Genomic DNA, 23,983 nt, shown 5'->3' with positions numbered 1-23,983 from the left:
ACATCTGTCTAGACCACTTCGCCATTCTCAAATGAGAATGATTCGTGTTACAGTATTGTTTTCGCCAGCAAACTTCCCTTGCGCATCGTTATCGATCCGGGTTCAAGAGCCAGCCTTTACTCTTAGACCGGATCATCATGACTACTGTGCCTCTGCAGCGCTTCGCTGCGCCCGTTGTATCTTCATCTTGCCTGCCGGCCCGCCGCCATAACCTGGTGCTGCGCGCCGCCTTGCTGGGCCTGTTTGCAGCGCCGCTGCTGCCTGCCGTGGCCCAAACGGCCGCCATCAACGCGGGCACGGCCGCCCAGGAACCGGCCAAGCTGCCTGTCTTCCCGGAAATCGTCGTCAATGCCAAGCAGGACTACGAGCGCCGCGCCGGCACCAAGACGGTGATCCGCAGCGACGACCTGGAGCGCCGCAACGTGACGGACATGGCCGGCATCGTGCGCTACCAGCCGCTGATCAGCACGCCAATGGCGGCATCGGGCGCCGGCAGCGTGTGGGATGGTTCGGGCAACACGGGCTATAACATCCGCGGCATGGAAGGCAACCGGGTCAGCCTGGACGTGGATGGCATTTCCCTGCCGGATGCGGCACCGAAGCCGGACGGCACCACCTTGAACGCCTTCGGCACGGGGCGTGACTATTTCGATCCTGAAACTTTCCGCGAAGTGCGCATCGATTCGGGCACGACGGCCGCCAGCGGCGCCAATCCTGGCCTGGGCGGCAGCGTGGCCTTCATCACCAAGTCGCCTGAGGATTACCTGGGCGCAGGCGTGGACCATTATGTGGCGTATAAATACGGCCGCGCCACGGCCGACCGCAGCAATGCGCATACCTTGACGGGTGCCGCCAAGATCGGCGCCAATCTGCAAGGCCTGGCCGTGTATGTGCACCGCGATGGCGAGCAGACGGACAGCCGCGGCAGCGCCCCCGTCAATCCGGACGACTGGCATTCGAACGCCTTGCTGTCCAAGCTGGTGTGGGCCTTGCCGGGCGAACAAAAGCTGGACTTGACGGTCGACATGTTCGAGCGCAAGAACAAGCGCGATCTGCGCAACAAGGTCAGCACGTATTATCCGACGGGCGTGCAGCAGGATTCCACCACCAAGCGTACGCGCGTCAGCCTGGGCCACGATGTGGCACTGAAAGACTTCGCCCTGTTCGACCGCCTGACGTCGAAGGTGTATCTGCAGAATGCGAAAATCGATGACCAGACGCAAGGCCGCTACACCTTCGGCAGTCCGTCGCAGCGCACCATCGATACCAGCTTCAAGAATGACAGCATCGGCCTGACGTCGGAAGCGTTCAAGCAAGTCAATGCCGACAATGCGCTGCTGTACGGCGTGCAGCTGGAGCAGAGCAAATCTCGCCGTCCATGGGTGGAAGACCGCACCATCATCGCCACGGGCGTGCACCAGATCACGCGCAAGAACCGCATGGCCGACATGGACAGCACCAAGCTGGCCCTGTACGTGCGCGACGACCTCAGTTTTAACCTGGGCGGCAAGAAAGCCGTGCTGACGCCGGGCCTGCGCGCCGACTACCGCAAGCTGGAACCGAAAAACCTACAAAACTATGTGATCGCCGTGCCCAATGCCGCCAAGGAAGTGCGCAAGGAAAGCGATACCTATTTCACGCCGAGCCTGAGCCTGTCCGTGGAAGTGCTGCCGCAAATGAATGCCTATGCCACCGTCACGCGCGGCACGCGCCTGCCGACGGCGGCCGAGCGCACAGGCACCTATGACTCCTTCAGCTATACGGGCACGGGCACCGGTTATGCCGTGCTGGGCAATGCGAATCTGCGCAAGGAAACCAGCCAGGCCTACGAGCTGGGCTTGAAGGGCGACATCGTCAAGGGCTTGAGCATGCACGCCTCCGTCTACCAGACGGAATACAAGAACATGATCGAGTATGTGGCGCAGGAAGACGATCCGGTCAATTTCCCCACCATCGTGCAGGGTCTGTTCCGTCCGGAAAACATCGGCGATGCCCGCACCTGGGGTGGCGAGCTGAGCTTGCGCGCGGAGCTGGGTGCCTGGTCGCCTGCCATGCAGGGCTACCGCGTCGACCTGGCCACGGGCGTGGCCAAGGGCCGCTCCTTCAATACCCAGACGGGCCAGAGCGGCGGCCTGGCTTCGGTGGCGCCGCCCAAGACGGCGCTGACCTTCGGTTACGACCATGCGAACCAGCTGTTCGGCCTGGAGCTGACGGCCCTGCATGCAGGCGAGAAACAGGCGCCGAACGACCTGTTGATGGGCACGACCGCGCCGCGTTTCAAGGTGCCGTCGTACACCATCTTCGACCTGTCGACCTACTGGAACGTGCACAAGAACGCCAAGATCATCGTCGGCGTGTACAACTTGACGGACCGCAAGTACTGGGATTACGCCGCTGCGCGCAGCCTGTCCGCCGGCACCACGGTGGCCAGCCGCGCGGAGATCGAGCGCTACGCCAAACCGGGCCGCAACGTCGCCGCCAGCCTCAGCATCAACTATTGATTTTTACCGGGGAGGGGTGCTTGCCCCTCTTTTTTTCCATGTTTGATTGAATGGTCTCTCTATGAAGTTATCCAAACTCGTTCTATCCCTGCTAGGCAGCCTGCTGATCGCAAACGCATACGCGGCCCCAGCCACTTTGGCGGAACGCTGGTCCACCTTGCGCACGGAGCAGCCGAAGCTGCAGATCCGCGACGCGGCGCGCGCGCTGGGCGTGTCCGAAGCGCAATTGCTGGCAACCAACATCGGCAAGGGCGTCACGCGCCTGCAGGCCGACGGCAACCAGCCGCGCGAAATCATGCGCGCCGCGCTGGATCTGGGCATCGTGCAAGCCATCACGCGCAATGAAAACGGCGTGATCGAAACGACGGGCGTTGCCAGCAAATTCAAGCAGGCGGGCGACAAGTCGGAACAGGCCGACGCCAAGCAGGATCCGGAAACGGAAGCGCGCCAGCGCAATATCGCTGGCGGCTACCTGGGCGGCCAGATCGATCTGCGTTTCCACTTTGAAAACTGGAAATACGCATTTGCCGTGGAACAGGCGGGCCGCGATGGCAAGCCGACGCGCAGCCTGCAGTTTTTTGACGCCAACGGCACGGCCGTGCACAAGATCTACCTGCGCAACGAGCCGGGCGTGGCTGTCTACGATAAATTGGTGGCGACGTTCCGCCTGCCGCAGCAAAGCGCGGAGCTGAACGTGCTGGCCGTGGCGCCGAAAGCGGCGGAAAAGCCGGATGCCGAGATCGATGTCAAGGAATTCCAGCTGGCCTGGAAAGACATGACGGATGTGCACCAGTTTGCGCAAATCATGCGTGAGTTCCACCTGTCGCGCGAACAGGCCCTGCGCCTGGCGCCGGCCGGCGTGGTCGAGCGCGTGACGCCCGAAGCGCTGCGCACCCTGCTGGAAAACGCGGCGAAGGACAAGGTCGCCATCATGGTGTTCCTGGGCAACGAAGGCTTGACGCAGATCTACAGTGGCAAGATCGAGAAAACCATGGCCGCCGGCGGCTTCTTCAACGTGCTGGACCCGGACTTCAACCTGCACATCCGCGACACGGCCCTGCGCAGCGGCTGGGTCGTCAAGCGCGGCGGCGTCACTTCCGTCGAGTTCTTCGACAAGGAAGGCACGCAAGTGGTCTCCTTCTTCGGCGTGCGCGAAAACGGGGCAAAAAACCGCAAGCCGCAAAGCTGGGTCGACTGGCCGATTCCTTGCCTAAAAAGCCAAAGTAAAAGCAAGCACCGTTGATTCGTCACCGTTGCCGCGCGCCGTACCGGCGCGGCAACACTTCAGCTGAGTGCCGCGTGCCGGTCTCATGTCTGAAGCACAATAGTGGTATGCTGATTACAAGGCCGCAGCGATCGTGCCTGCGTGCTGGTTCCTGGAAGAGAGGCAATCATGGCAACCATCATGGCGAACGGCCTGAACATAGCTTATGAGAGCCACGGCGACCCCAACGATCCGTGCGTGCTGCTGGTCATGGGCCTGGGCATGCAATTGATTGCCTGGCCGGCGGACTTCGTCGAAGGCATCGTCGAGCAAGGGTTTCGCGTCTTGCGTTTCGACAACCGCGACAGCGGCCTGTCGAGCAAGATGGCGCTGGCGGGCAAACCCTATCTGCGGCTGGCCTATGTGAAAAACCTGGTCGGCTGGCCCCTGAAAACTTCCTACACCCTCAATGACATGGCGGAAGACGCGCTGGGCTTGCTGGCGGCCTTGCGCATTGCCCAGGCGCATGTGATCGGCGTGTCGATGGGCGGCATGATCGCGCAAGTGATGGCGGCGCGCGCGCCGCAGCAGGTGCTCAGTTTGACGTCCATCATGTCGAGCAGCGGCCGGCGCGGCTTGCCCGGCCCCACGCGGGCCGCGCGCAACGCTTTATTGCAACGCCCGAAACGCAACGCCAGCCGCGCCGAACTGATGGCGCACATGGCCGCCACCGTGCGCGTCATCGGCAGTCCCGCCTATCCTGTCTCGGAAAAACTGCTGTACCAGCGCATCGAGGCGGCGCTGCAGCGTGGCAGTTGCCCGGAAGGCGTGGCGCGGCAAATGGTGGCCATCGCCGCATCGGGCGAACGCACGGCCTTGTTGCCGAGCATCAGCTGTCCGGCGCTGGTGATCCATGGCGCGGCCGACCCCCTGATTCCCGTCGCCTGCGGCATCGATACGGCGGCGCTGATCCCGGGCGCCCGGCTGGAAGTCATCGAAGGCATGGGACACGACATGCCGCCCCAGCTGATCGAGCGCCTGCTCGCCTTGATCGATGTGCATCTGCAAGGTAAGATGGCGCCCCAGATGCGCTCCCAGCCAGCTTGAGCCAGGCGCGCCCACCCCTTGACTAGCCGGGCATATTTTGAAGACACCTGAGATTGGCATCGCCATCGTCGCGCCGGGCGGTTATGCGCCCGACGAGGCGGCCTTGGCACGCGGTATCGCCCGCTTGCAGGCGCAAGGCGCCACCGTCCACAATTACTACGATCACGAACATAGATTCCAGCGCTTCGGCGGCACGGATGCGGGCCGCCTGGCGCAGCTCCATGCCGCCGCGGCCGATCCTGCCGTGCAGGTGGTGATCGCCTTGCGCGGCAGCTACGGCATCAGCCGCATCCTGCCCGACATCGATTTCGACCTCATGGCGGACAGCGGCAAGCTGTTTGTCGGCTACAGCGATTTTACGGCCTTCCACATGGGCTTGATGGCGAAAACGGGCCGCGCCAGCTTTGCCGGTCCCATGATCTGCGACGATTTCATCCGCGACGAGCCCGAGCAATTTACGCTCGATCAGCTGTGGTCGTGCCTGGCCGGCCCCACGCACACGGTCACGGGCACGGCAACGGGCAATCCGCAGGTCGAGCTGAAAGGCAAGCTGTGGGGCGGCAACCTGGCCATGCTCGTGCATCTGCTCGGTACGCCATATTTCCCGGAAATCGACGGCGGCATCCTGTTCCTGGAAGACGTCAACGAACACCCGTACCGGGTCGAACGCATGCTGCTGCAACTGCTGCACGCGGGCGTGATTGGCCGCCAGCAAGCCGTGGTGCTCGGCGATTTTTCCGCGTATAAACTCAGTCCCATGGATAACGGCTACGATTTCGACGCCATGCTGGCTTACGTGCGCCAGCGCCTGCCCGTACCCGTGCTGACGGGGCTCGAGTTTGGCCACATCCGCCGCCGGGTCACCTTGCCGTTCGGCGGCCAGGCGAGCCTGCAATCGGATGCGTCCGGCTTCAGCCTGCGGGTGACCGATTACCCCACCCTGGCGCGCCCCTGAACTCCATGTCCGCCAGGCCCGGCAGGTTGCTGCAGCTCGATGTGCTGCGCGGCCTTGCCGTGTTCGGCATCTTGCTGGTGAATATATGGGGCTTTGCCTGGGGCACGATTTCCTTGCGCTACGGCACCTTGCCGGCGCAGCCCCCCGTGCTGGACCAGCTCGTCATTTTTTTGGTGGCGGCGCTGGCGCAATTCAAGTTCTATCCCATCTTTGCCTTTTTGTTTGGCGCCGGTTTTGCCTTGCAGACACGCTCCCTGCAACGCCAGCTGGGTAGCTGGGAGCAGGCGCGAGCGGCTTATCGGCGCCGGCTGCGCTGGCTGCTGGCATTCGGCCTGTTGCACGGTTTCCTCATCTGGAGTGGCGACGTGCTGACCTCGTATGCCGTCGCCGGCATGCTGATCCTGCCCCTGGCATCAGCCCGGCTCAGCCGCGTGCGCAACCGCGCCTGGCTGGTGGCGGCCGGCTTTTTGCTGTTCATGTGCCTGCTCATTCCCGTGGGCCAGCAGGGCGGCGCACCGGACATCGCGCGCGACCTGCACAGTTTTGCGGAGCGTTACGCCATCTACACGCAAGGCGGTGCGTGGGCCGTCGCCAAGCTGCGCGCCAACGATTTCCTCGTCTCCTTGCTGTACGCCGCCGTCATGCTGCCGCATATCATCGTGTTGTTCTTGCTGGGCATCTTGTCCGTGCGTTGTGGCTGGCTGACGCAGCCGCAGCGCCATCAGCGCTTGTGGCGCCGCGTGCGCGCCGTGGGGCTGGGCGTGGGCTTGCCATTCAACCTGCTGGCGGCGGGCGCTGTCGCCTGGCAAGTGGCCGACCCGTATCAAACCGTGTTTGACACGGCCCTGTTCGAAGTGGGCCTGTTTGCCGGCGGCCCCGTGCTGGCGGCCGGCTATGTGGCCGCGCTGATGCTGGCCGGTCCTTTCATGCTGCGCTGGCTGGGCGCATGGCTGGCGCCCGTGGGCCGCATGGCGCTGAGCAATTATCTGCTGCAATCCTTGATCGGCACCTGGCTGCTGCAGGGGCCGGGTCTGGGCTGGGGGGCGACACTGCGCCCGGCCGAGATGCTGGGCCTGGCGGTGTTGATCATGGCGGGGCAGGTGCTGCTGAGCCGTTACTGGCTGCGGCATTTTCGCCAGGGGCCGATGGAAGCGCTATGGCGACGGCTGGCGCGATTGCCTTAATCCGTTCCCCAGTCAAACGCGCTCTGCGCCGCAGCCGGCGGTGGCGGCTTGGGTTTGGCAGACGGCACCAGCGGATTATCGACGGCATGCCATTCAAACAGATCTACATCCAGCATGCAGGTGCGCGCCAAATGCAGCGCCTGCTCCGGCGTCAAGGCGGGGTCGAGCCAGCGGTGCGCGTCTTCCAGGCTGACGGCGACGGGGCGGCGGTCGTGGATATCGACCATGCCGCCCATGCTGTCGGCCGTCACCAGCACGAAGCCCGCTTCCTCGCGGTTATGCTTGTATGGCCCGAACTGGGCCAGCGCCAGCAGGAACAGGGGCGCGCGGTCCTTGCGGTGGATGTGCCACGGTTGCTTGCTGCCTTTCTCTCCCGTCCATTCATACCAGCCGGAAACGCTGACGATACCGCGCCCCGCGCGTAGCAAGGGCTTCCAGTAGGCGCCAGCGAGTTTTTCCAGACGGGCATTGATGGCGATGGGGATTTTTTTCTTGCCGGGGGCGGGCACGGCTTGCGCGGCCCAGGCGGGGCGGTAGCCCCAGAAGACGTCATCGACCCTGTGGACGCCATCCTGGATATGCAGCACGGGCCGGTAAGTGCCGGGCGACACGTTCAGGTGCGGCTCGGCCTCGCTGTCGAACACCGCGTCGGTCCAGCCGAAGGATGACGCCAGCACGGGCGCCGTGTCATTTTGATCGAGTCGTCCACACATGCTGAAATCATACCCGATTGCCCGGCGCCGCGAGGCAGGCGCGCGCGTGCTTTCTGTGTGTGGTCAAACGTACAGACTGCGGGCGGCAGGTGGCGCACAGTGGAGACCAGTCAGCTTCCTGACGCTTCTTGCACCGGAGGAACTATGTCGTTTGAAAATCCCACTACCCACAAAGGTTTTATTATCAGCGCCACGGCCAGCCAGCGCCGCGATGGCCGCTGGGTCGGCTCGTATGTCAGCCAGAACCAGGCATGCGGCGCGTATGCGGACACCTGCGATTACGACGATTGCAGCAACGAAAAAGAGGCGCAGCAACTGGCGCTGTCCGTCGGCTGGCGCCTGGCCGATGGCGTGCAGGCAGGTTGAGGCAACTTGCCGGTCAGCTCTTTCTCCGCAGGGCCAGCAGCAAGCCGGCCACGGGGAAGAACAGGACGGTACCCAGCCGTACGGCGGTCAGCGAAGCGGTTTCCACGCCCAGCACATGGGGCAAGGCCAGCAGCAACAGGGGCGCGGGCACGGCAATCGCGAAGAAAAACAGGTACCACGAGTAGCCATTCTTCTTGGCCAGCAAAGCGATCAGCGCGCAGCCGACCAGGAAGACCAGCGGTAAATTCACAAATTCCATGGTGTTGAGTTTTTATCCGGGAAAGCGCGTCATTATACGCGTCCCCAAGGTGCCCGGATCGGCTTGCCAGCGTCAATTGCCGACGAAATCCGGCGGCTGCGGCGCCTGTTTTTCGGCGAGCGGCGCATCGGCCGGCAGCAGTGCCTTGATGGCGCCGTTATAGATGAGTTCCTGGGCATACGCCGATGCCTCGATCAAGGCCGCATGCACGGACTTGAAACTGCTTGGCGTTTCGATCAGCACGGGCTTGGCGTACACCTGCTGCGTATCGCCACGCTTGCTAATCAAAATCATGCCCCGGTAACGCCCATCCTTCTCCAGCGCCCCCGCAACATGAAATTCATAGCCCCTGATCTGGTGTTTTTGTTCCTGATCCATGTCTCCCGCCTCCAGACCTGATTGTCCCGGCTTTGGGCTATCAATTCGATTGGAACAGCTGAGTGTTTGATCTAAGTCAATACGTTCACTGCATAGCTTAACGACCGTATCGACGCTTGCCGCAAGCGTCATCATCCAGCGCGAATGGCGCGGATCTGCTGGGCTGTTTCCTCGATCTCCCGATACGCTTCCTGGATATAGCCATTGATCGGATGCCCATCCATCCACTCGAAATAGGCGCGCTCGTCGTGTTTGATGGCAAAAGGAACGTGGTGGTCGCGTATCGATTCGGCCGTTTCGCGCACCAGCGAGGCAAAAAGCAGCTCAAGAGTTTCCATGATGGTCACCTTGCTAGACAGGAATGCAGAACATTGAATGTAGCACAAAGCGGGGCGCCGGCTGCGCCGCTTGCCGTCAGGCGTCGCCGAGGATGTCGAGCGCACACTCGGGATAGGCTTGCTCGAACAGGAACTGGTCTTTTTCGTACACGCAAAAGACAGCCGTACGGTTTTCTTCGCCCGTGAAGTAATCGCCATCGACGCACAGTACCGTCATTGCCGGACCGCCACATTTGACGCGTACGGTATCGCCTTCCTTGAATTGCTTAGTCGATTGCATCATCGCTGCTTTCAGGCTGCAGGAGCTAAGTTGATTCCCGTCATTATACGCCAGCAACAGTGCGCGGCGCGCCCGCCAGGCAGGCCGTCTGCGGCTATCGAGAAGGAAGGCGGGGCCGGCGTGCCGGGGTTCAGGCTGCCGGATGGCCGATATGCTCGTACAGGATCACGCAGCCGATGACGATCAGCACCAGGCCGCCCACCAGTTCGGCGCGCCGGCCCGCCACCGTGCCCAGCACGCGGCCCAGCATCACGCCCAAGGTCACCATGACGAAGGTGGAAAAACCGATGGCGGCGGCCGTCACGACGATGTTGGCGCCCAGCAAGGCCAAGCCTGCACCCACCACCATGGCGTCGATGCTGGTGGCCAGGCCGGTGACGGCCAGCACCCAGAACGAGTGCGACTGCGCTGGCTCTTCTTCCTCATCGCTATCGCTGAGGGCATTGCGTATCATCAGCAAGCCGATGATACCCAGCAGGCTGAAGGCGATCCAGTGGTCCCATGCTTCCACGTACGGCGCGGCCACGCTGCCCAGGGCCCAGCCGATGATGGGCGTGATGGCTTCGATGACGCCAAAGATCAGGCCCGTGCGCAGCGCCTCGCGCCATTGCGGCTTGTGCAGGGCGGCGCCTTTGCCCACGGCCGCCGCGAAGGCATCGGTGGACATGGCAAGCGAGAGGGCGGCGGTGGCGGCGAAATTCATCGTTGGCTTTCAGTAAAACTGGCTGGGATGTGTATAGCTGGAAACCCGGCGATTTTACCCTACGTACAGCACCACTAAGGAGGCCAGCAGGCAATACGCGCCAAAGAAATGCCAGCGGCCCTGTTCCAGCCAGCGCGACAGCCAGCGCAGGGCCAGCAAGCCGGCCAGGAACGACAGCAGCATGCCCAGCAGGCTGGGGCCAAGCAAGTGCAGCAGGCTGTTGCCGTGTTCCAGATGGTCCAGGCTGCCATTTGCCACGGCCTGGTAGAAGCGACAGCCTTCCTTGACCAGCACGGCCGGCGTCAGCACGACGGCCAGGGCAAAGCTGAATTCCTCGGCGCGGCGCTGCGGCACGCCCATGGCGATGCCGGCGGAAATCGTGGCGCCTGAGCGGGAAAAGCCGCGGAAAGGCAGGCACAGGCCCTGCACGGCGCCGATCGCCATCGCCTTGCCGATGGACAAGGTGCCATGCTGGCGTGCTTGCTGGCGCGACGACACAATGATCAGCACGCCGGCGGCGGCCAGCGCGGCGGCCATCAGTTTCGCGTTGCCGAACAGGTGTTCGATTTCAAAACCGGGCGCATCCTTGCTCATGACGTGCGTAATGCCCTTCAGCAAGCCAAAGCCGACGATGCCCGTCAGGGCCGTGGCGGCCGCCAGCAGCAGGACGTTGCTGCGGAAGGCGGTGGCCGAACTGAAGTAGGTGGCGCGCCAGGATTTCCAGAAATACACGATGACGGCGAACATGGTGCCCGTGTGCAACATGACCAGCAGCATGGTCAGCTCCGGCGATGTCGGGTCCAGGCCCATCCATTTTTCCGCCATGATGACGTGGGCCGAGCTGGACACGGGCAGCAGCTCGGCGAAGCCCTGGACGATGGAAAGGATTAATAATTGCAAGAAGCTCATGGGTATCTAACTCGGGCGGGAAAAGCAGGGCCGCCGATTTTACCCGCCAGATGTGGCGGGCACGTCCCGCGCCAGATTACAGTTTGTCCATGTTGGCGCAGGCGAGCGCGACGCCCAGCGCCATCAGGACCGCGCCGATCAGCCGGTCGATGGTCCGCTGGTGGCTGACCATGCGCATGCGAAAGCGCGCTTGCGAAAAAAAGACGGCCACCAGGGCGAACCAGGCCAGGTGGATGGCGGACATGCACAGCCCGTAGCCGAACTGGACTGTCAATGACGTGCCGGGCTGCACCACCTGGGTATAGGTGCTGATGACAAACAGGGTCGTTTTCGGGTTCAGGGCATTGGTCAGAAAGCCGTTGAGCAGGATTTGACGCCGTGGCACGCTGGCGCCGCCATGCAGGTCGATGACGAGTCCGGCGCGGTTGGCCCAGGTTTTCCAGCCGATCACGGCCAGGTAGAGGGCGCCAGCCAGCTTGATCGCCGTAAATAGCGCAGGCGAACCGGCGATGAGCAGCGCTACGCCAAACATCGTATAGAACACGTGCACTTGCACGCCCAGCGCGATGCCAAGCGCGGCCAGCAGGCCGGCACGGCGGCCATGCAGATAGCTGTTGCGCGTGACCATCGCGAAATCGGGGCCGGGGACGATGGATGCGAGCAGGGTAATCAGGGCAACGGCAAGCAATGCAATCATGTGTCTTCCTTGGACAGTGGTGGCGCCCGCACGGCCATCGGTGACTATTTCTCGCCTGTGCGGCGAGGGCGTGGCGCGCATGCGGGCTGCCGGAAGACAAATTATCCCTATAATGGCCTTCCATGAAAAACGATGATATCTTGCGGATATGTGTGAGAAAAAGTGACAGATTATGACTAGGCAGTCGGCGCTCGGCACCTTGCGGTTCTTCGAGGCTGCGGCGAGGCTGGGCAGTTTCGTCCAGGCGGCCGCGGAGCTGCACGTCACGCACGGGGCCGTCAGCCGGCAAATCCGCCTGCTGGAAACGTCGCTGGGCACGCCCCTGTTCGAACGCCGCAACCGCGGCGTGTTCCTCCTGCCTGCGGGCGCGCAGCTGCGCGATGCCGTCCAGCAAGCATTCGAGCGGCTCGACGCTGCCCTCGAAGCCGTGCGCCAGCCGGTTCGCCAGGGGCCGCTGGTGGTGTCGTGCGAGCCGACGATCGCGATGAAGTGGCTGATACCGCGCCTCGGCGACTTTTACCAGCGGCATCCCGAGGTGCCGCTGCACCTGTTCGCCTCGGGTGGGCCGGTGGCGTTCCAGCGCGACGCGGTGGACGTGGCGCTGCGCCGCAACGATTTTCTGTGGGATGCGGGCTTGCATGCGGAAAAGGTGTGCGATGAATGGATTGCGCCCGTGTGCGCGCCGGCCCTGCTGGGGCAAGGCCGGCTGGACCTGTCCGCGCAGCGCCTGCTGCACACGGCGTCGCGCCCGGCTGCCTGGGCCCACTGGCGCGCCGCCGTCAAGGACGCCGACGCTGACGGCGGCGGCCAGGGCGACAGCCAGACTTACGAGCACTTCTATCTGAGCCTGCAAGCGGCTTGCGCCGGCCTCGGCGTGGCCATCGGCTCTGTCTTCATGGCGCGCGAAGACCTCGACAGCGGACGCCTGGTCGCGCCCTTCGGGTTCCGGCGCGACGGCAGCGCCTATTTCCTGCTGTCGCCGCTGCCATTCGATGGCGATGCGCGCCGCACCACCTTGCTGCGCTGGCTGCGCGAGCAGATGGGGCAGGCGCTGCCGGCGCCGTAGCCGTCCCCCTTATTGCGGCGGCGTGGCCGGCTTGAAGACGCTGCGGAAAGCCTTCAGGGCTGCCGGGTGATAGATCGTGCCATGTGTTTCTTCCGGCATCTTTTCCAGGTGCCATTGCAAGCCGGGCGGCGCCTGTTTTTGCAGCACGTCGGCCAGGCGCTGCACTTCGATGGCGATGCCCGCTTCGCTGCTGGACGCCATGTAGAGGCTGTGCTTGCCTGGCGCGCCTTTCGCCAGCAGGGCTGCCGCCTGGCGCGGCAGGGCGCCACGATTCCACCACAGGCTGGGGTCGAAGGCCAGGTAATGGTCGAACAGTTGCGGTTCCAGCAGATACGTTTCCACCACGAACAGCCCCCCCAGCGATTCGCCGACGATGGCCGTTTCCCCCGTCGTGCGGTAGCGGCGCTTGATTTCCGGCATCAGTTCATCGCGGATGAAGGTCCGGTAGGCGGCCGCGCCGCCCACCACGGGGGCGATCTTGCGGTCTTCCGCATTCTCCGTCGGGCCCGTCAAATCGCGCCGGCGTTGCGTGTTTTGCATGCCGACCAGCATGAAGGGGCGCATCGTGCCATTCGCTACCGACACTTGCAGCAAGCCGGCCACGTGCAAAAAGTCTTCGGCCACGCCGCCGTCCGGCATGTACAGCACGGGCAGCGGTGCGTCGGGCGGCGTATCCCAGGCGCGCGCCATGTACACATTGATGTGGCGTTTTTCTTTCAGCGCCTGTGAATCGATGTTGAAACTTTCGCCGATGGCGAGCGGCGTGGCCGCGCTGGAGGAAGCGGTAGCGGCGGGCGCGGCAGTGGCGAGGTGGAAGGGGCTGGACAGCAGCAGGGCTGCGGTGAGGTGTAGTGCAAGGCAAGAGCGGCGCATGTTTTCCTGTAATAAGTAAGTTTGGATCGATGGCATGTACTCGTATAGACATGCCATCAAGCAATTCTATCTTATCTTTGGTGCAGCATTACTTGATCGTCAATAGCTTGCGCTCGCGCACGATTCCCGCCTTGTCGATCGTGTAGGCAACCAGCAGGGCGCCATCCTCGGCGCAGGCGTGGCAGGTGATCAGGGGCGTGGAAAACAGCACGCTCTGGCCGCCATCGCTGGTGGCCGTGCTGCCGACGAAGTCGGCGGGCGCAAACGGCACAGAGTCTGGATGGGCGGCGGCAAACGCGCGCCAGGCCGGTGTGGCGCGGTCTTCCTCGCGCACGGAGTTCTCGTCGACATCGATGGCTGCGCCATCGCTGCCGATCAGCAAGGTGCCTTCATTCGTGTTGGCGCGAAACGGATAGGTGACGGTGGCCAGGGCCGCCTTGCCCAGCGGACGCCAGGCGGAAATGAAGCCGGCATTGTTCGCTTTCACCAGCATCCTGGCGGCGGCGATGGCTTGCGGGCGGGCACCGGAGCGCTGCATGGTGCGCAGCAGGCACACGTCGGGCGCGGAGGTCGATTGTTCGCTGCGGCAAGCCGACAGCGAGCGTTCCTGCCACACGGCGCGCGCGTCGATGGGGCCTGTCGGCTGAGGTTGGGCCTGGGCCGCTTGCATGGCGGCCAAGCCTGAGAAAGCGAGAATAGCGCAGTTCAATACGTGGCGGGAAAATCGTGTGGGCATGGGCGTCTTTCAATAGCGGAAACAAGAGAGCTTCCCATTATAGAAGGGCGCCGGCGTGCCAGCGCGCACGGGATGGCAGTGCTGGAGGCCGGCTTGCGCCTCGATTAACGCTTTTTTGCCGCCGCCTGGCGCAAGGCCTTCGCTTCCAGCTTGTTGGGGATGTGCGGGCGCGTGGCCAGCTCCGTCTTGACGGCGGCGATGGCGGCGCCAAACAGCTGTTCGGCTTGCTCGACGCTGGCGCCAGCATAATCCTGCTGGTTGGATTGCGCGGCACGCAGCCGGCGCAGCAGCGCCAGCAATTGCTTGCCGTGCAGGGCGGGCAAATCCAGCGCCAGCACTTGCGCGCCCAGCGTGACCTCCACATGCTCAGGGGCGAGCAGGTGCAGCAATGCCAGGCCTGCGGGCTGGGCGACTGGTGTCAGTTTGGGCTTATCCATCGGCAGTTTATCAATCCGTGAAGGATTACAGATATTCCCAGATTTCATCGAAGGTTTCACGCGCGAAATCGTTGCGCCAGGCTTCCGAGTTCTTTTCGCGGCTGACGGCAAACACGGCGCGCCAGGTCTGTTTCGACGAGCTGGTGTAGGTCGCAGCGATCTTTTGCAGGCCGGCCTTGCATTGCTCGACCTTGCAGCCGCTCTTCGCCAGTTGCTGGGCGGCAGGTGCCCATGCCAGCGGTACCTTGACGATCTGGCATTCGAAACTGACGGCCGCCGTCTGTATGCCGTTTTCCACCGTTACAGGGTCCGCCTTGGTGGCCTGGCAGGCGGCGCCCTTCTTGGCGGCGATGACGTTCGCCGCCAGCAATTCGGCTGCCGGGGTCACGGCCGTGCGCATGGCGGCAGGGAACAGGTCGGCGATCAGCTTGCCCGTTTCCGTTGGGAATTTGGCGTCCGCTTCCTTCATGTCGCTGTACGACGCGTATTCGGCGCTCTGGTGGCCGGCCAGGCGGGTGGGACGCAGGTAGGCGTTGAGCTTGGCGACGCTGGCTTCATCCTGGTTGATGATGGTCTTGATGTACAGGTTGGCCGCATCGAGCGGGGCCAGTTCCACGGCGTCGGCGGCGATGGCGGGCTGGGCCAGCACCATGGTGGCGGCAAAGGCGGTCGCGAGCACGGCGATGCGCGATGTTTGTTGTGTTTGGTGCATGTATTTTCTCCACGATTCAATGTCAGGCGCCAAAAGATGCCTTGTGGCATTTTCGGCGCCCGCATTATATATGGTGAAAGTCATAACGTTGCGCACGCAACGTTGTCCACCTCAGGCGGCCGCCTTGCTGGCTGCTTCAAGCAAGCCCAGCAGCAACTCCTTGCGCCGGCCTTGCGCCTTGCGCGCCAGGGCCGCCAGCTTTTCCAGCTTGCCCCAGACCGGATACAGCATGTGCTCCACCAGATAGCCTTCCAGCCCCTGCAGTTGCTGGCAGAACAGCTCCAGTTTCTCCACATCCTCCAGTTCCGCCTGGATTTTCACCTTTGCGTTATCCGTGCACGCGCGCAGGCAGGCCGCCAGCACGGGAGCGGAGGCGGGCGTGACGCCATATTGTTCGGCGAAGGCTGCCGTGAACTGGTCCTGCACGGACTGGTGTTCCTCATCGACATTGGCCATGTAGTGCTGCACCAGCGGGAAATAGCGAGAGTCGAGCAAGCCCAGCCCAAACGTCGCGTAACTGCCGGGCATGCAATTCTTTTCGCCTTCCGTGTCGGCATAGAATTCGAATTGCTCGATGGCTGCGCGCGCATACGCTTCCAGCTGCGGCTGCAGGGCGGGCCAGGCGAGGGCGTTGGCAAAGAAGCGGTGCGTATCGGATTTCGCCAGTCCCTTGATCGGCAGGTAGGTCTTGGCCTTGGATTTGAGCTTGATCTGGTAGCTTTTCGGAAAACCGTTTTGCAGCAAATGCGTGATGAAGGCCAGCGCCTGCCCATACGCCCCTTCCTCTTCCCGGGCGATGGCGATGCTGATCGTGGCAAACACATCGTTGGCGCGGCATTCCAGCAGCGCATTTTTTACGTGGATATCGCCGTCCGGGAAGGTGCCGCTGCCTTCCTTGAGCATGCGCACGGCCCGTTCGCTGCCCAGTTCGCGCGCGCTTTCCAGGAATTCGAGGCCCCTGGATTTGGCGTAGCTCGGTTCGTGGCGCAATATCATCACGGCGCCATACAGCAGCAGATCGATCGCTTGCCGCGCCTGCGCATCGGGCGCCGCGTCCGGCTTCAGGGTGTATTCCGTGCTGCGGTAGGCTGATTGCTGCACATCATAGAACTGCGGCAGGAACTGCTTTTCCGCCCAGGCCGACACGGCCTGGATGATATCGCTGCGATGTTCGGCCAGCGCTTGCGGCCGCGACTTGTTCAGCTGCTCGATGCGCTCGAATTGTGCGAGGGTCCAGGCGATATCGGGCTGCGGAAACAGCTGGGGATCGAGCAGGTGGCGCGCCAGGAAGAAAGTTTCCAGCTTTTTCGTCGGCCTGCTGCCGCGCTCGAGTTTTTGCGTGACGTAGCCGTGTATGCGCTCGAGCAAGACTGTGCGCTTGACTTCGTTGACGTAGTCGAGCAGGTCCAGGTGCAGCGTGCCCTGTGCTGTCTGGAATTTGCCGCGAAAGCTGAAGCGGTAGTCGATCAGGGGCGTGTCGGCCAGTGTTTCCAGCTTCGCTTGCACCATGGCAACCAGCTGGGGCGCGATGCTGTCGCGCACGACGGCTTCATCGAGGCCCGATCGTGTCCTCGGTGCGAACTCATCGGCATTAGTCAGCTGGAAATCGTCGGCCGTGCTGCGTCCCGGTTTGTAGTCAAGCAATAAATCACTGAAGACACCCATTTGCAAGGTGGTCCGATTCACTGCGCTTTCCAGGTCGGTGCGCTTCAGGCGCTCGACAAACCACGCCTCTACGGTCGCCATCATTTCCGTCGTTGCCTGTTCTAAAAGTGTGCTCATTGACTTCCTTGCATTGCGCGTGACAGTGCCACCGGCTGCCGTCACAGTCATGTTTAATATAAATCACTATTTTAGGTGGTCCGGCCTGGCCGCAACAAGGGGCGCACGGATGTCAGGAGGGGGCGGTGAGGAAGCGCTCGTCGATTTCGTCGGACTGCGGTCCCACGGTGATCGTGGTGTGCCAGCCGGACGGCTTGTCATTGCCATCAAACAAGGCAATGCGCGTGTGGACAAACAGCACCGAATAGACGCCGGATTTGATGTCGCGGTTCAAGTCCCAGTGCATCAGTTCGATCGCCTCGCCCATGCGCGGCAGATGGGCGCCCGGCGGCAGCAGGATGTTCTGATTGATGAATTCCCTGCTCGGGCCCGGTTCTTTGTGGCGCGGATCGATGTAGCGGAACGAGACGCTGGTAACGATGTTGTGCATACATGGCTCCTGCCTGGTGAGGTATCCGATGACAATAGCACATGGGGGTGCCGGACGCGTCCCGCGTGCAAGGATATGCGGGCAGGCACCTGTGTTCGGTAACAGACGGTGGCTTGCGTGTGCTACCGGTAGTCTTGCTTGCTTGTCCCTCATTCCAGATAGCAGGAAACGTCATGATGCATTTATTCCTAGTGGAAAATCGCGCCGAGCTTGAGCGCCGTTGCCGTGAAAAGGTCGCCATGAGGTCCATGCGCTTGCCGACCGAGCAACAGTTACAACACGGCATACCCATCTTCCTGGATCAGCTGATCCGCACGCTGCAGGCGGAAGAGGCAGGCCAGATGACGCAAAGCCTGGCCATTTCCGGTCCCGCCGATGGCAGTGCGCGTGGCACTTCGGAACTGGCCAACAGCGCCACTATGCACGGCGGGCACTTGCTGACGCTCGGCTATTCCGTCAGCCAGGTGGTGCACGATTATGGCGACCTGTGCCAATCTGTCAGCGACCTTGCCGTGCTCATGGAGGAGCATTTCGCCGTCGAGGAATTCAGGACGCTGAACCGCTGCCTCGACAACGGCATTGCCGAAGCCGTGTCCGAATTTACCCAGCGGCGCGACGTGCTGATTGCCAATGAACAGGCATTGGCACTGAGCCAGCGCATCGGCTACTTTGCCCATGAACTGCGCACTCACCTGGGAACGGCCAGCCTGGCTGTCGCCGCGCTCAAGCAGGGTGGCATGGGTGTGACGGGCGCGACCGGGGCCGTACTCGAGCGCAGCCTCGTGGGTTTGCGCACCCTGATCGACCGCTCCCTGGCGGAGGTGCGGGTGGAGGCGGGCCTGACCTTGCAGCGTTCGGTTTTCTTCCTGAGTAACTTCATCAATGAACTGCGCTATTCGGCAAGCCTGGAAGCGAACTTGCTGCGCTGCACCCTGGTCGTGGAAGAGGTCGCTCCCTTGCTGCAGCTCCATGCGGACCAGGATTTGCTGCTCTCCGCCGTGGGAAACCTGCTGCAGAATGCTTTCAAGTTTGGCGCGCCAAATGGCACCGTGGTGCTGCGCGCGTATGCGAATGGCGAACGGATCAGGATCGAGGTGGAAGACAACGGCGCTGGCCTGTCGCCCGAGGCCGCGGATGACATGTTCCTGCCATTTACGCAAGCCGGTGCCAACAAGACTGGCCTGGGACTGGGCCTGTCGATTGCCTGGCGCAGCGTGGAAGCGAATGGCGGCAACTTGAGCGTGGAGAGCGTGGTTGGCCATGGTTGCGTCTTCATCATCGACTTGCCACGGCATGTCGATTCTGCCGCTACGTTCGCCGCATGAACGGGCGCCCCCTGCCAGCGCATTCGTCCCACAGCGGGGAGAACTGCCATGCCCTATGAAATCCTGCGCGACAGCATCGCGCTCGAGCAGGCGGGTGACGCCATCCGTTTCCATTTGACCGTTTTCGGGGCGGAAAAGACGTGCCGTATCACCATTACGGCATTGCACAGCCTGGACCAGGGGCAGGACGGCGACTTGCTGGCCATCTTCGACACCCACCGCCTGCGCATCGGCCAGCGTGCCTTCGCCTACCTGAGCCGCGATCTGCTGGTCAGCGGCGTGGTCTTGCGCGCCCTTGATTTTTAGTTACTATTTCCTGTGCTGACGCCAGTGCCCAGGCCGGATATGGTATTTCTGCACAGATCATCAAGTAAATGCAGGTATGGCTGGACGGAAATGTTACATCTGGGTATTCTGCGCATCTGATACTTATTTCTATACGGAAAAAGGTAAGAGGGCGGTTCGTGCCGGCGGCAACGCGGCGCGCGCTGCCACGCAAGGTCAGACATGCAAAGGTGAAGTCGTCCGCTTGCTGAGCGAAACTGTCGTGTTTCGGCTCGCAGCGGACAGGGAACAGTGCTGTCATCTTTAAAATAGTAGGAGAGGTTGCTCATGGATGCAGAAAAGGATGTTGTGTACGGTACAGAAGATTTGTTGATGAGTTTGTGCAACTCGGTGGTTCGGGTGCTAAACGTTGCAACACAAAGCAAGGTCAATTATTCGGGCATGGTGCAGCGCATCACCAAGACGGGCCTGAAGCCGGACATCGGCTGCTTCGTGATGTTCGATGGCGGTTTCACGGGCCTGGTCGTGCTCAATTTTGCCGCCGATACGGCGATGGAAATCTACGAGCGCTACATGTTGCACATGGGTATGCCGAAGTCGGAGCTGGCCAGTTTCTACACGTCGGACGAAGTGTCGAACATCATGGGCGAGCTGATGAACCAGATCGTGGGCGACTTCACGGGCAAGGTGCGGCGCGAACTGCAAACGAATATCACCCAGAGCCAGCCGAAGATGCTGGTGCTGAACAAGCAGGTGATGCTCAGCGTCGACACGCCGCTGGACCGCCCGGAAATGCGCCGCGTCACTTTCTACACGGAAAAGAACAATATTTTCTACCTGGAACTGGCGATCGACCGTACCGAGTTCATCAAGTTGCACGATTTCGATTCACGCGAAGTCGACGCCGACTCGCTGATGGATGGCGAATTCGCGAACCGCGAACGGGACGCCGCCCCGGCGCCTGCAGCGGAACCGGAAGACGACGACAACGCCGACCTGCTCAAGTCCCTGGGCATGTAAGCAACTGCCGTTGATCGTGGCTGGCGGCAGGTTTGCCGCCAGCCATTGTCGCATGCGGCTTACAAGGTCTTGCTCATGAATACCCGGCTCGTGCCTTCCGGGCTGCAGGCGATGTCGCCGAAGCGGCGCCAGCCGCGGCGCTCGTAAAACTCGGGTGCCTGGAAACTGATGGTGTACAGCACCGCCGAAGCGCAGCCGCGCCGGCGTCCTTCCTCTTCGAATTGCGCCAGTATCTGGCTGCCCAGACCCAGTCCCCGCAAGGCGGCGGGCAAATAGAACAGATCGAGAAACAGCAGGCCCAGCGAGGTCCGGCCCATGGCGCCGCCCAGCACCCGCTGGCTGTCGCGGTCGCGCACGACCACGCTCAATACCTGCCTGTCCTGGTATCCCGTGATCGCATCGTTATAGGCATTCAAGCCGTCGAGGATGGTTTGCTCGACCTCCGCATCGATCGTGGCGCTGATGCAGATGGTGTAGGGTAAGTCCTTGTGCGGGTGTGCAGGCATGCTCGAAAAGGGGATAGTTAATAACTGTATGAATATACAGTATTTCGCCTGTTCGCGCCTATTTTATTGCGGCAACGTCAATGTTTCCATCCTGCGCTTGCCGACCATGCCGCTTTGCTGGCTGTCATCGAGCGACCAATATTCGAGCGCATACACATAACTGCCATCGGCGATGGTCAGCGATTCCTTCTGGCGCCCGTTGGGCGCCTTGTAATACAGCCGCCGCGCGGGCTTGCCATCCACGGTCTGCTGGAACGATTGCGGCGAAATGCTGACGCGCTTGCCCGTCTTGCCCGCCATCGACATCGCCGTGATCGTTACGTAAGCCCTGTCCGGGCAGCGGGCCAGCAGGTGTGCGCCGCTCAGGACGGTGGGCTGCGTTTGATCGAGCGGGAAGCCGAACGGCTGCACGCCGATGATGTCCAGGCAATCCATCTGCTGTGCCAGGCCGTTCAGAACGGCCGGGTCGAGTGCGCTGGTATAGTGTTTTTCAGCGGCCTGCGCCTGGCCCAGTGCCAGGCGGCGCTCCAGTTCGGCCAGAGAAATGTCGCTGGGCACGGGCAGCAGGGCGGGAGCATCCGGATCGGCAGCGTTGGACGTTTCCGCCTGCATGCGCGCGGCGACGGAGTGGCTGCGTTCGGCGCCAGCAATCCCATCCGTGGCATGGGCGGTTGGCGCGGCGCAGGCCATGGTCAGCGCCCAGGCGGTGTGTTTCAGCATGAAGTTTCCTGCAATCTGATGTAAATGACCCGCATTGTGTCTCAGATTGCTGGCGCATGCGCGCGCTTTGCTAATGTGCGGCCATCGCCGACGCAATCTCGATCGAGCTCAGTTTCCAGCCCCACACGCCATGGCGCAGCAGGACCAGCGCGCCTTCCTGCGCATTGCCATCCTTCGCGCGCACGACGAAGGTGTTCACGCCGGCATAGCCAGCCGCATAGTCGGCCTTCTTGCGCGCGCCATCGGCGGGCGTATCTGCCGTGTCACTTGCTTGCGGGCTGACGGCGCTCTTGTTGGCCAGTGCGACGACACCTGCAGGCGAAACCATGGTGTCGACCATCTTGCCCAGCATGGCGTTGGCGATCGACTGGCCCAGTGCGGCGAGCGGGTTGTCGCTGCCGGCGGTCGCCGTGATGCTGCGCGCCATGCTGGCCTCCAGCTGCGTCTTGACCCTGGCGCGCAGGGCGGGGAAGTCCACATGTTCGGCCAGCGCTTCGGCATTGCGGTCGGCCAGCGCCGTCTTGATCTGGTGCAAGGCGTAATACGGAGAAGCGTAGGCGGTGGCGGCGATGGCAATGATGGCCGCAGTGGCGGCAATGGTAGTTTTTTTCAAGTGATGCCTGTGAGTCCGGTAGGGTTGGGATGCGCCCGCACAATCCCAATGTCTGGTGGCGGGCGAGCACGCAGCCTAACTGCTAAAGACGGACAAGGCAATCATGATGCATGGATAATTTTCCATAGCATTGCCCTAGTTTATCGATTGCATGGTTTCTGTATTCAGGTCCTTCTCTAACGAAACGGCGCTTTTGCCTGATTGGTTCGCCAGATCCAGGACCGCCAGGAAGAGGCTGGCGCGACTTTGATACCGCTGAACATCGGAAATCGCTTCGCTAATAGGATAGACACTCGTGGACTTGTTCATTTTTGAAATAATGACGGTCTTGTCCGAAGATCTGCTTGCCTCCATGGAGTTGATAATGGCCCGCATGGTTTGTTGCGCGAAGAAATTCTTGTCTACGGTTGCCCGCGATCCTTTTAACAGGGTTGATGCCGCACCCAGGTTGGTCTTGGTCATCAGGCCACCGGTGAGCGTGGTGGCTGTGGATAACAGAAGTTCAGTGATGTCCGCAATCGTATCGGTACGCACCCGTCCAGCCAGCAATTCGTTCTTGAATTGCATGTAATTATGGTCGGCGATGGCCATGAAGTCGCGAACTATCCCGTTTCGTATGCGCATTCGGTCTTTTTCCGATGTCTGGTAAACCTTCCCATCGATCGTTTTTACTATTAATTTTTTTTCCTCGATGAGCAAGATTTGCGATGACTTATCCGCTTCAAATTTTCTCAACGTTGATGCAATCTCGGATAGTTTTGTTTTTCTTTCATCAATTTTATCTTGCAGCGCAGCTATTGCGACGTCAGACGGCGGTGTTTTTTTGTTGAGTGCCGAAAATTCCTTTTCCAGGGATTTCAGACGATTTTCTTCGATAGCCTTGTATGTCAAGTGCCGCGAAATATCGGCCTCAATACTGTGCAAGCCATTTGTCAATGAATGAATGTCGACAAGGGCAAGTGATTTGATTCCAACGTCAGCCTTCCTGGCTTCCTCATCTAGATCCTTGCCTTCGAGGCTATCGTAGTTTATGAGTTGCTGATGGAAGTTCGAGCTGGTTAGCTTATCGTTGGGTTTATATTTTTCTGACAGGGAATTCATGTAGCTCGCACTGAAATCAATTTGAGTTGCCTGATCTTGTGGAGTACGTATCATGCCTGCGCAGCCAGCCAGGGAGAGCAACATTGGAAGCGTCAAGAACATATGAAATTTCATATTCCCTCCCAAAAAGTTGAATCAAATATAGAGAATTTACTTCACCGTGTAGGATGATTCCTACTAATTGTAGTTGGTTGAATATCAATAATTCTAATCAATTGTCACTGATTTGTTGTAATTCTGAGTAGGGTTTATGCGGCGGCTGGGCGTCCTGGCAGTCGACGTCTTGCGGGGGCGATGGTTGCATCAATGCCGGCGGACGGCTTGTTGATTTCAAATGGGCAATAATTCAACTACATTGTTTGATCTGGCTAACTGGCCGCGACGCTATGTCCCTGCGCAAAAAAGTGCCCTGCTTGTCGCTGGCCTGCTCCACGGTCATGGCGCAAGCGCCGCGTGGATGCCGGGGCAGGACACGTTCGGCGGATATCGCTCGCTGGACTGGATCAATCGGGCCCGCAGCAAAAAGATAATGCTGATCGTGCAAGCGACGGCAAGCAGGCCTGGAATGATTGCCGCGCCGACGCAACGACCAAGGCGCAAACGAACGACGTCGCTTTTCTGGCCGCCCTCATCGATCGTGCGATTGCTGAAAGCAAGCTGCTCGGTGAAATGAACCATGACGTTGATACGCCGGCAGCCGCGTGGCAGTTTTTTGAGTCCAGGATGCGCAAGCATCCGGGTGGTAACGATTGAACGCATGCCTGGATCGTGGAGATGCCTGGT

General features: G+C 61.5%; 29 protein-coding genes. 10 read left to right on the top strand and 19 right to left on the bottom strand.

Annotation, left to right across the window (positions count from 1 at the left end; genetic code table 11):
• The first annotated feature begins 137 nt into the window (after positions 1-137).
• The 5 genes from JAB1_RS10195 to JAB1_RS10175 all read left to right on the top strand — a co-directional run bounded on the left by JAB1_RS10195 (position 138) and on the right by JAB1_RS10175 (position 6,951).
• Positions 138-2,501, top strand: coding sequence for a TonB-dependent hemoglobin/transferrin/lactoferrin family receptor (locus JAB1_RS10195; RefSeq protein ID WP_070279741.1), 2,364 nt, complete (start codon positions 138-140; stop codon positions 2,499-2,501).
• A 61-nt stretch (positions 2,502-2,562) separates the two neighbouring features.
• Entirely contained in the window at positions 2,563-3,744 is a 1,182-nt protein-coding gene (locus JAB1_RS10190) for a ChuX/HutX family heme-like substrate-binding protein (RefSeq protein ID WP_070279739.1), read from the top strand.
• Positions 3,745-3,894: 150 nt separating this feature from the next.
• A complete protein-coding gene (locus JAB1_RS10185; RefSeq protein ID WP_070279737.1) occupies positions 3,895-4,812 on the top strand; it encodes an alpha/beta hydrolase in 918 nt (305 codons plus the stop codon).
• 37 nt (positions 4,813-4,849) lie between these two features.
• A complete protein-coding gene (gene ldcA / locus JAB1_RS10180) occupies positions 4,850-5,767 on the top strand; it encodes a muramoyltetrapeptide carboxypeptidase (protein ID WP_070279734.1) in 918 nt (305 codons plus the stop codon).
• A 5-nt stretch (positions 5,768-5,772) separates the two neighbouring features.
• Entirely contained in the window at positions 5,773-6,951 is a 1,179-nt protein-coding gene (locus tag JAB1_RS10175) for a DUF418 domain-containing protein (protein WP_070279732.1), read from the top strand.
• On the opposite strand, the gene JAB1_RS10170 is transcribed toward JAB1_RS10175, so the two are convergent.
• Complete coding sequence (locus JAB1_RS10170) at positions 6,948-7,664, bottom strand: SOS response-associated peptidase family protein (RefSeq protein ID WP_071653325.1); 717 nt, start codon at positions 7,662-7,664, stop codon at positions 6,948-6,950. The two genes, JAB1_RS10175 and JAB1_RS10170, sit on opposite strands and share 4 nt — an antisense overlap.
• A 144-nt stretch (positions 7,665-7,808) precedes the next feature.
• On the opposite strand from JAB1_RS10170, the gene JAB1_RS10165 reads away from it, so the two are divergent.
• Positions 7,809-8,030, top strand: a complete 222-nt coding sequence (locus JAB1_RS10165; protein ID WP_070279728.1) for a hypothetical protein — start codon at positions 7,809-7,811, stop codon at positions 8,028-8,030.
• Positions 8,031-8,043: 13 nt separating this feature from the next.
• On the opposite strand, the gene JAB1_RS10160 is transcribed toward JAB1_RS10165, so the two are convergent.
• The 7 genes from JAB1_RS10160 to JAB1_RS10130 form a co-directional block, all read right to left on the bottom strand.
• Complete coding sequence (locus tag JAB1_RS10160; protein ID WP_070279726.1) at positions 8,044-8,289, bottom strand: hypothetical protein; 246 nt, start codon at positions 8,287-8,289, stop codon at positions 8,044-8,046.
• Positions 8,290-8,361: 72 nt separating this feature from the next.
• Positions 8,362-8,802, bottom strand: coding sequence for a hypothetical protein (locus JAB1_RS10155; RefSeq protein WP_139144512.1), 441 nt, complete (start codon positions 8,800-8,802; stop codon positions 8,362-8,364).
• Positions 8,799-9,005, bottom strand: coding sequence for a hypothetical protein (locus JAB1_RS10150; RefSeq protein WP_070259409.1), 207 nt, complete (start codon positions 9,003-9,005; stop codon positions 8,799-8,801). The genes JAB1_RS10155 and JAB1_RS10150 overlap by 4 nt, the downstream gene beginning before the upstream one ends.
• Before the next feature lie 76 nt (positions 9,006-9,081).
• Positions 9,082-9,288 carry a DUF2158 domain-containing protein gene (locus JAB1_RS10145; RefSeq protein WP_070279724.1) on the bottom strand — a complete coding sequence of 69 codons (207 nt, stop codon included), beginning with the start codon at positions 9,286-9,288 and terminating at the stop codon, positions 9,082-9,084.
• A 127-nt stretch (positions 9,289-9,415) separates the two neighbouring features.
• Positions 9,416-9,988 (bottom strand): manganese efflux pump MntP, encoded by a 573-nt coding sequence (mntP, locus tag JAB1_RS10140; protein WP_070279722.1) that lies wholly within the window; start codon positions 9,986-9,988, stop codon positions 9,416-9,418.
• Positions 9,989-10,042: 54 nt separating this feature from the next.
• Entirely contained in the window at positions 10,043-10,897 is an 855-nt protein-coding gene (locus tag JAB1_RS10135; RefSeq protein ID WP_070279721.1) for an undecaprenyl-diphosphate phosphatase, read from the bottom strand.
• A 76-nt stretch (positions 10,898-10,973) separates the two neighbouring features.
• Positions 10,974-11,594, bottom strand: coding sequence for a LysE family transporter (locus JAB1_RS10130; protein WP_034785902.1), 621 nt, complete (start codon positions 11,592-11,594; stop codon positions 10,974-10,976).
• A gap of 172 nt (positions 11,595-11,766) precedes the next feature.
• On the opposite strand from JAB1_RS10130, the gene JAB1_RS10125 reads away from it, so the two are divergent.
• Positions 11,767-12,660, top strand: coding sequence for a LysR substrate-binding domain-containing protein (locus JAB1_RS10125; RefSeq protein WP_070279719.1), 894 nt, complete (start codon positions 11,767-11,769; stop codon positions 12,658-12,660).
• A 9-nt stretch (positions 12,661-12,669) separates the two neighbouring features.
• Here JAB1_RS10125 and JAB1_RS10120 read toward each other — a convergent pair whose 3' ends face one another.
• The 6 genes from JAB1_RS10120 to JAB1_RS10095 all read right to left on the bottom strand — a co-directional run bounded on the left by JAB1_RS10120 (position 12,670) and on the right by JAB1_RS10095 (position 17,630).
• Positions 12,670-13,533, bottom strand: a complete 864-nt coding sequence (locus tag JAB1_RS10120) for an alpha/beta hydrolase-fold protein (RefSeq protein ID WP_083299655.1) — start codon at positions 13,531-13,533, stop codon at positions 12,670-12,672.
• An 88-nt stretch (positions 13,534-13,621) separates the two neighbouring features.
• Entirely contained in the window at positions 13,622-14,203 is a 582-nt protein-coding gene (locus JAB1_RS10115) for a hypothetical protein (RefSeq protein ID WP_139144511.1), read from the bottom strand.
• A gap of 170 nt (positions 14,204-14,373) precedes the next feature.
• The gene (locus JAB1_RS10110) at positions 14,374-14,706 is read right to left on the bottom strand and encodes a hypothetical protein (RefSeq protein WP_034785897.1); all 333 of its coding nucleotides are present in this window, start codon (positions 14,704-14,706) and stop codon (positions 14,374-14,376) included.
• Between the two features lie 25 nt (positions 14,707-14,731).
• Positions 14,732-15,418: a hypothetical protein gene (locus JAB1_RS10105; RefSeq protein ID WP_070279715.1), complete on the bottom strand. Its 687-nt coding sequence runs from the start codon at positions 15,416-15,418 to the stop codon at positions 14,732-14,734.
• Between the two features lie 111 nt (positions 15,419-15,529).
• Positions 15,530-17,200: a DUF6138 family protein gene (locus tag JAB1_RS10100; RefSeq protein ID WP_070279712.1), complete on the bottom strand. Its 1,671-nt coding sequence runs from the start codon at positions 17,198-17,200 to the stop codon at positions 15,530-15,532.
• A 112-nt stretch (positions 17,201-17,312) separates the two neighbouring features.
• Positions 17,313-17,630: a hypothetical protein gene (locus JAB1_RS10095; protein ID WP_070279711.1), complete on the bottom strand. Its 318-nt coding sequence runs from the start codon at positions 17,628-17,630 to the stop codon at positions 17,313-17,315.
• Between the two features lie 173 nt (positions 17,631-17,803).
• Between JAB1_RS10095 and JAB1_RS10090 the strand changes: the two genes are divergently transcribed.
• The 3 genes from JAB1_RS10090 (at position 17,804) to JAB1_RS10080 (ending at position 20,260) form a co-directional block, all read left to right on the top strand.
• Positions 17,804-18,955 carry a HAMP domain-containing sensor histidine kinase gene (locus JAB1_RS10090; protein WP_175445040.1) on the top strand — a complete coding sequence of 384 codons (1,152 nt, stop codon included), beginning with the start codon at positions 17,804-17,806 and terminating at the stop codon, positions 18,953-18,955.
• Positions 18,956-19,003: 48 nt separating this feature from the next.
• A complete protein-coding gene (locus JAB1_RS10085) occupies positions 19,004-19,261 on the top strand; it encodes a DUF1488 family protein (RefSeq protein ID WP_070279709.1) in 258 nt (85 codons plus the stop codon).
• 306 nt (positions 19,262-19,567) lie between these two features.
• Positions 19,568-20,260 (top strand): DUF3334 family protein, encoded by a 693-nt coding sequence (locus JAB1_RS10080; RefSeq protein WP_034784631.1) that lies wholly within the window; start codon positions 19,568-19,570, stop codon positions 20,258-20,260.
• Positions 20,261-20,319: 59 nt separating this feature from the next.
• Here the strand turns inward: JAB1_RS10080 and JAB1_RS10075 are convergent, their stop codons facing one another.
• The 5 genes from JAB1_RS10075 to JAB1_RS10055 all read right to left on the bottom strand — a co-directional run bounded on the left by JAB1_RS10075 (position 20,320) and on the right by JAB1_RS10055 (position 23,959).
• Positions 20,320-20,766, bottom strand: a complete 447-nt coding sequence (locus JAB1_RS10075) for a GNAT family N-acetyltransferase (RefSeq protein WP_052140346.1) — start codon at positions 20,764-20,766, stop codon at positions 20,320-20,322.
• A 63-nt stretch (positions 20,767-20,829) separates the two neighbouring features.
• Entirely contained in the window at positions 20,830-21,486 is a 657-nt protein-coding gene (locus JAB1_RS10070) for a hypothetical protein (RefSeq protein ID WP_070279707.1), read from the bottom strand.
• A gap of 70 nt (positions 21,487-21,556) precedes the next feature.
• The gene (locus JAB1_RS10065) at positions 21,557-22,099 is read right to left on the bottom strand and encodes a DUF2939 domain-containing protein (protein ID WP_070279706.1); all 543 of its coding nucleotides are present in this window, start codon (positions 22,097-22,099) and stop codon (positions 21,557-21,559) included.
• A 135-nt stretch (positions 22,100-22,234) separates the two neighbouring features.
• Positions 22,235-23,314, bottom strand: a complete 1,080-nt coding sequence (locus JAB1_RS10060; protein ID WP_139144510.1) for a hypothetical protein — start codon at positions 23,312-23,314, stop codon at positions 22,235-22,237.
• Positions 23,315-23,635: 321 nt separating this feature from the next.
• Positions 23,636-23,959 (bottom strand): hypothetical protein, encoded by a 324-nt coding sequence (locus tag JAB1_RS10055; protein ID WP_139144509.1) that lies wholly within the window; start codon positions 23,957-23,959, stop codon positions 23,636-23,638.
• Positions 23,960-23,983 lie beyond the last annotated feature (24 nt).

This window comes from Janthinobacterium sp. MP5059B (genome assembly GCF_001758645.1).
GTDB lineage: Bacteria > Pseudomonadota > Gammaproteobacteria > Burkholderiales > Burkholderiaceae_D > Janthinobacterium > Janthinobacterium lividum.
This window is presented reverse-complemented; position numbering and strand designations above follow the sequence as displayed.

Coding starts and splice junctions, on each gene's coding strand:
- JAB1_RS10190 (WP_070279739.1), top strand. CDS start 2,563: ATGAAGTTATCCAAACTCGTTCTATCCCTGCTAGGCAGCCTGCTGATC.
- JAB1_RS10055 (WP_139144509.1), bottom strand. CDS start 23,959: ATGCGTTCAATCGTTACCACCCGGATGCTTGCGCATCCTGGACTCAAA.
- JAB1_RS10185 (WP_070279737.1), top strand. CDS start 3,895: ATGGCAACCATCATGGCGAACGGCCTGAACATAGCTTATGAGAGCCAC.
- JAB1_RS10135 (WP_070279721.1), bottom strand. CDS start 10,897: ATGAGCTTCTTGCAATTATTAATCCTTTCCATCGTCCAGGGCTTCGCC.
- JAB1_RS10125 (WP_070279719.1), top strand. CDS start 11,767: ATGACTAGGCAGTCGGCGCTCGGCACCTTGCGGTTCTTCGAGGCTGCG.
- JAB1_RS10175 (WP_070279732.1), top strand. CDS start 5,773: ATGTCCGCCAGGCCCGGCAGGTTGCTGCAGCTCGATGTGCTGCGCGGC.
- JAB1_RS10100 (WP_070279712.1), bottom strand. CDS start 17,200: ATGAGCACACTTTTAGAACAGGCAACGACGGAAATGATGGCGACCGTA.
- JAB1_RS10105 (WP_070279715.1), bottom strand. CDS start 15,418: ATGCACCAAACACAACAAACATCGCGCATCGCCGTGCTCGCGACCGCC.
- JAB1_RS10195 (WP_070279741.1), top strand. CDS start 138: ATGACTACTGTGCCTCTGCAGCGCTTCGCTGCGCCCGTTGTATCTTCA.
- JAB1_RS10080 (WP_034784631.1), top strand. CDS start 19,568: ATGGATGCAGAAAAGGATGTTGTGTACGGTACAGAAGATTTGTTGATG.
- JAB1_RS10090 (WP_175445040.1), top strand. CDS start 17,804: ATGATGCATTTATTCCTAGTGGAAAATCGCGCCGAGCTTGAGCGCCGT.
- JAB1_RS10165 (WP_070279728.1), top strand. CDS start 7,809: ATGTCGTTTGAAAATCCCACTACCCACAAAGGTTTTATTATCAGCGCC.
- JAB1_RS10060 (WP_139144510.1), bottom strand. CDS start 23,314: ATGAAATTTCATATGTTCTTGACGCTTCCAATGTTGCTCTCCCTGGCT.
- JAB1_RS10155 (WP_139144512.1), bottom strand. CDS start 8,802: ATGATGACGCTTGCGGCAAGCGTCGATACGGTCGTTAAGCTATGCAGT.
- JAB1_RS10095 (WP_070279711.1), bottom strand. CDS start 17,630: ATGCACAACATCGTTACCAGCGTCTCGTTCCGCTACATCGATCCGCGC.
- JAB1_RS10070 (WP_070279707.1), bottom strand. CDS start 21,486: ATGCTGAAACACACCGCCTGGGCGCTGACCATGGCCTGCGCCGCGCCA.
- JAB1_RS10085 (WP_070279709.1), top strand. CDS start 19,004: ATGCCCTATGAAATCCTGCGCGACAGCATCGCGCTCGAGCAGGCGGGT.
- JAB1_RS10130 (WP_034785902.1), bottom strand. CDS start 11,594: ATGATTGCATTGCTTGCCGTTGCCCTGATTACCCTGCTCGCATCCATC.
- JAB1_RS10145 (WP_070279724.1), bottom strand. CDS start 9,288: ATGATGCAATCGACTAAGCAATTCAAGGAAGGCGATACCGTACGCGTC.
- JAB1_RS10120 (WP_083299655.1), bottom strand. CDS start 13,533: ATGCGCCGCTCTTGCCTTGCACTACACCTCACCGCAGCCCTGCTGCTG.
- JAB1_RS10075 (WP_052140346.1), bottom strand. CDS start 20,766: ATGCCTGCACACCCGCACAAGGACTTACCCTACACCATCTGCATCAGC.
- JAB1_RS10150 (WP_070259409.1), bottom strand. CDS start 9,005: ATGGAAACTCTTGAGCTGCTTTTTGCCTCGCTGGTGCGCGAAACGGCC.
- JAB1_RS10170 (WP_071653325.1), bottom strand. CDS start 7,664: ATGTGTGGACGACTCGATCAAAATGACACGGCGCCCGTGCTGGCGTCA.
- JAB1_RS10115 (WP_139144511.1), bottom strand. CDS start 14,203: ATGCAAGCGGCCCAGGCCCAACCTCAGCCGACAGGCCCCATCGACGCG.
- JAB1_RS10160 (WP_070279726.1), bottom strand. CDS start 8,289: ATGGAATTTGTGAATTTACCGCTGGTCTTCCTGGTCGGCTGCGCGCTG.
- JAB1_RS10110 (WP_034785897.1), bottom strand. CDS start 14,706: ATGGATAAGCCCAAACTGACACCAGTCGCCCAGCCCGCAGGCCTGGCA.
- mntP (WP_070279722.1), bottom strand. CDS start 9,988: ATGAATTTCGCCGCCACCGCCGCCCTCTCGCTTGCCATGTCCACCGAT.